This window comes from Nisaea nitritireducens (assembly GCF_014904795.1).
Lineage (GTDB): Bacteria > Pseudomonadota > Alphaproteobacteria > Thalassobaculales > Thalassobaculaceae > Nisaea > Nisaea nitritireducens.
Genome location: NZ_JACZFS010000070.1, coordinates 1 through 3,135, shown reverse-complemented (window position 1 = coordinate 3,135; position 3,135 = coordinate 1). Strand labels below are relative to the sequence as shown.

Here is a 3,135-nt window from a genome sequence, read left to right as displayed (position 1 = left end):
ATCGCCGCAGACGGCTGGTCCCTCGGTGTGCTGGTGCGTGACCTGAGCGCGCTTTATGCCGCTGCCCTCGAAGAGCGTGAAGATGATCTGTCGTCTGTTCTGCCGCCTCTGCAGATCCAGTATGCCGACTATGCCGCATGGCAGCGCGACTGGCTGAGTGGAGAGGTACTGGAGACCCAGCTCTCCTATTGGCGCGACCGTCTCGAGAACGCACCCGCCTTGCTGGAGCTCCCCGCCGATCACCCTCGTCCCGCCGTCAAGAGTTACAAGGGCGGGCAGCGTGCCTTCACCCTGCCCCCGGAGCTGGCAGAACGCCTTGAGGCCTTCAGCCGGACCAGGGGCACGACCCTCTTCATGACCCTTCTCGCTGCCTTCAAGGTGCTGCTGCACCGCTATAGCGGGGCCGAAGACATTCTCGTCGGAAGCCCCATCGCCAACCGCACCCAGGCGGAGAGCGAGGAGCTGGTCGGCTTCTTCGTCAACACACTCGTCATGCGCAGCACGATCGAACGTGCACAGAGCTTTGAGACTGTTCTCTCCCAACTGCGGGAGACATCGCTCGACGCCTATGCCCATCAGGACCTTCCCTTCGAGAGTCTGGTGACCGAGCTGCAGCCCGAGCGCTCGCTCTCCCATTCCCCCCTCTTCCAGGTCATGTTCGCCCTGCAGAACGCGCCGCAGGAAGCGCTTGCTCTCGGCGATGCGACAATCCAGCCCCTGCAACCGGATCTCGAGACCGCCAAGTTCGATCTTACCCTCAGCATCGATGCGGGTTCGGGCGGGCTGGCCTGCAACTGGGAATATGCCGCAGATCTCTTCGAGCCCTCCCGCATCGACCGCATGGCGGCCCATTACCGCATCCTGCTGGAAAGCATTCTGGCAGCGCCCGAGGCGCCTGTCGGCAGTCTGCCCCTGCTGACGCTGGACGAGTGCCGTGACCTTGAAAAATGGAGCGGCGGCGAGAGCCCCTATCCCCGTGACGCCGCGCTCGCCGAGCTCTTTGCGGAGCAGGTGCAGGCGGCACCCGATGCAACGGCTCTCCGCTTCGGTGAGCTGACGCTCACCTATGCCGCGCTCGATGCGCGGGCAAACCGCCTGGCCGCCTATATCGCTGAGCGCTTTGATCCGGCGCCTGGTGCCGTCATCGGCCTCTGCCTGCCGCGCGGGGTCGATCTCATCGTCGCCATGCTCGCCACCCTGAAGACCGGAGCTGCCTATCTGCCGCTCGACCCGGATCTGCCCGCAGACCGGCTTGGCTACATGCTTGAAGAGGCAGAGGTCGGACTGGTTCTCAGCCACGAAGCGCTGGCAGGCACGCTGCCCGAAGGCGGGCACAGCCTGTTGCTGCTCGACCGAGACGCGGCGGAGATCGACGCATGCGATGCCGATGTTCCAGCGACACAGAGCGACGGCGCAAGCCTCGCTTATGTCATGTACACCTCCGGCTCCACGGGACGGCCCAAGGGTGTCATGGTGCCACAGCGCGCCGTCACCCGGCTCGTCCGCGACACGGACTATATCGACATCAAACCCGGCGACCGGATCGCGCAGGCAGCGACACCCGTCTTCGATGCTGCAACCTTCGAGATCTGGGGCGCGCTCCTCAACGGCGCCGCCATTGAGCTCCTCCAACGCGACGACATCCTCGATACAGATCGCTTCGCAGAACTGCTTCGTGAGAAGCGGTTCAACATTATCCTTCTGACAACATCACTCTTCAATCGCCAAGCTCAGGCTGATCCAGGCGTCTTTTCCAGCCTCGACACGTTGCTGTTTGGTGGAGAGGCCGCCGACCCCCGTTGCGTCCGTGCCGTGCTCCGCGCCGGACCGCCAAAGCACCTGCTAAATGCCTATGGGCCCACCGAATGTACCACCATGGGCACATGGCACGAGGTGCGCGATGTTCCCGAGGACGCGGCCTCGATCCCCATTGGCCATCCCATCGCCAACACCGTGGCGCATATTCTGGATCCGGATGGCAATCCCGTGCCTGCCGGTATCGCAGGCGAGCTGCATCTCGGCGGTGACGGCCTCGCTGACGAATATCTCGCTCAGCCGGAGCTGACAGAAGAGCGCTTCATTGACCATCCGAGCTTCGGACGCCTCTACCGTACCGGCGATCTCTGCAGATGGAACCAGGACGGCGCCATCGACTATCTCGGACGCACCGATCATCAGATCAAGCTGCGCGGCTTCCGTATCGAGCTTGGAGAGATCGAAGCCGCCCTCCGTGCCTTACCCGTCGTCGAGGAAGCCGTCGCCATCCTCGCAGGCGAAGGAGAGCATCGACGCATCCTCGCCTATGTCACCGGCACAGGCCTCGACGGTGCGACACTCAGGCGGGAACTACAGACCGCTCTGCCCGGCTACATGGTTCCCTCCGAGGTGATGGTGCTTGATGCACTGCCCCTGACGGTCACGGGCAAGCTCGACCGCAAAGCCCTGCCGGTGCCGGATATGGTTGAGCGGGCCGGTGCGGGCGCGCCCGTGACACCGGGCGAGGAGCTGCTCGCCGGCCTCTGGGCCGATGTGCTGAAGACGGGAGCCGTCAGCCGCACGGACAACTTCTTCGATCTCGGCGGGCATTCCCTGCTGGCGACGCAACTGCTCTCCCGCATCCGCACCGCCTTCGGCACCGATATTCCCCTCCGCCTGATCTTCGAGCATCCGACCCTCGGCGCCCAGGCCGCCGCCATCGAGCGCGAGCGCCGAGGCACGCCCCCGCCGCCGATCCGGCCGCGCCAGGATCGTGACGCATTGCCCCTCTCCTTCGCACAACAGCGCCTCTGGTTCCTCGCCGAGCTCGGAGACGGGGAGCATGCCGCCACCTACAACATCACAGCCGCCCTTGGCCTTGCGGGGGCACTTGATGAAGACGCCCTCAGGTCTGCGCTCCTCGCCCTCACAGCACGGCACGACAGCCTGCGCATGACTGTGCGCGCCGAGAACGGTCAGCCCGTGCTGGGTTTGCGCGATCCCTACGATCCCCTGCTTGTCGAGGATCTGACTTGTGATGAAGCGGATCGCGACGATCTGGTCCGCGCCCGCGCCGCGCGGCATGCAGCCGAACCTTTCGATCTCGCAGGAGACCCGCTGCTCCGCCTCACCCTGCTCCGTCTTGATACAGACACCGAA

Annotated in this window: 1 protein-coding gene; it reads left to right on the top strand. The window is 64.8% G+C overall.

All coding sequences use genetic code 11. The features are described 5' to 3' along the window. Positions 1-3,135: non-ribosomal peptide synthetase (locus tag IG629_RS20710; protein ID WP_193173817.1), on the top strand; the 3,135-nt coding region annotated here is incomplete at both ends.